Origin of the sequence: Neisseria sp. HMSC069H12 (assembly GCF_001812735.1) — a bacterium.
Taxonomy (GTDB): domain Bacteria; phylum Pseudomonadota; class Gammaproteobacteria; order Burkholderiales; family Neisseriaceae; genus Neisseria; species Neisseria subflava.
In genome coordinates, this window is record NZ_KV810272.1 from 6,788 (window position 1) to 8,348 (window position 1,561).

The 1,561-nt window shown below is 35.0% G+C and carries 2 protein-coding genes and 1 pseudogene; all 3 read left to right on the forward strand.

What is annotated here, in order from left to right:
* Positions 1-657: hypothetical protein (locus tag HMPREF2872_RS11760; protein WP_083311746.1), on the forward strand; the 657-nt coding region annotated here is incomplete at its 5' end.
* Between the two features lie 97 nt (positions 658-754).
* Positions 755-1,153 carry a hypothetical protein gene (locus tag HMPREF2872_RS05665; protein WP_070631912.1) on the forward strand — a complete coding sequence of 133 codons (399 nt, stop codon included), beginning with the start codon at positions 755-757 and terminating at the stop codon, positions 1,151-1,153.
* Positions 1,154-1,203: 50 nt separating this feature from the next.
* Positions 1,204-1,281: pseudogene (locus tag HMPREF2872_RS12130) on the forward strand (IS481 family transposase); the annotation flags it as partial.
* Between the last annotated feature and the right edge of the window lie 280 nt (positions 1,282-1,561).

Sequence of the window (1,561 nt, forward strand, 5' to 3'; positions counted from 1 at the left end):
ATAATAAAGGAAATAAATGTGAAATTCAAAATAACTTTAGGCTGGAAGATTTGGTGTTTGGCAGCATTGCTGTTTGCCGTATTTATGTGTTTGAGTGTGCTGTCTTCTTCTTTATCGGGTACACAATTAAAACTGACTCCCGGGCAGGAAGTGAAATGGCAGGTTTGGCGACCTTTTGACAGTGAAATTACGCCATTAAAGTTACGTTATCGTAGAAGTGGCTTAAATGAAGAAACAGATAAAGATTTCGCATATTGCAATCGTTCAGATGAGACGGGGGACTTTATATGCAAGGGAAAAAGTGTAGTGCTTGCTGTTTCGCTAAATAATAGTTCAATTTGTCTTCTGAAGGCTGTAGATGATGGGTTTGCGTATAGCACAGAATCAGTTTGGAGAAATCTGTCTGAAGCAGAAAATTGTATTAAACTCGCAGAAAAATCAGGAAAAAACATTTGGAATGTTAAAGTAGAAAGCGTCAATCCAATGGTTATAAATAAAATTGTGATGATAGAGGCAGAAGCACCATTGGGATTTAAAACGTTATATGGTTCTGCTTACGAATGGCTGATTTTATCTATTTTCTGGCCGATATATGTAGGCATACTGATATTATGGGCTGTCGTATTATGGTGTATAAACCGACGTAAAAAAAGATGAGTGTAAGATTTTACTTGCCCTGATGATTATCGGTAAGTTTTATTTGGCTGGGTGTAGTATTATTTGAAAGTATTGAATTATTTTTGAAAGGAAGCGTATGAAATATTTTAGAAAATTATTATTAATAACATTATTGTCTGCTTTCTCATTACCTACCTTAGGGAAAAAACCTGATTTTTCAGGCGAATGGTACTATCACACAACAAATGACTCTCGTGAATATATAGGAAATTTTATATTTAAACAACGTGGAAATATGATAGTAGGAGAGTGGGCAGAAGGTTCTCCGCAGGGAATGGGTGACACGGGAAAATTAAAAGGCATTATTAAGGGAAATAAACTTTATGTCCGATATTGCAATATAAACTCAGATTGGCGAGCTATATGTCCTAACTATGATAAGGAGGAGGAATATTTTATTTTTAAAGATAAAAAACTGGTTAGATATAAATTGGTTGGTGAAAAATATATCAAATCAGATACTTTAACTAAGTAAAAATAGAAAGTCTAATAAGGATGTTTATATGAATAGTAAAGATCTATCAAATGAAGCCGCACCGCAGTTTGAACGGCGATACGCCGTTTGAGGTTTTGCAGGCTTATTTTTCTCAACCTGTGGTGTAAACAACGCAATGATTTCCTACAGGATTATTTAGTATTACTCTTATGCTCGAGGAGATTTAATTATGAGTAACATTACTAAACAACAACAGGCTGACCTTGCAGTAGATGCCTACAATTTCCGCGCTGTCCCAAAATTTGCCGTTTGTCCGTTATCCATTTTCAAATCTACTATTTCCATTATAATGAAGGTCGTCTGAAAACCATTTTGCAAGTTTGTCAGAATTGTTTTCAGACGACCTTTTTATTGTCCCAAGAAGGGAAATTTGATGAAACCGATGAC

Bases quoted from the DNA above. Each gene is read 5' to 3' on its own strand.
- HMPREF2872_RS05665 (WP_070631912.1), top strand. From the start codon at position 755: ATGAAATATTTTAGAAAATTATTATTAATAACATTATTGTCTGCTTTC.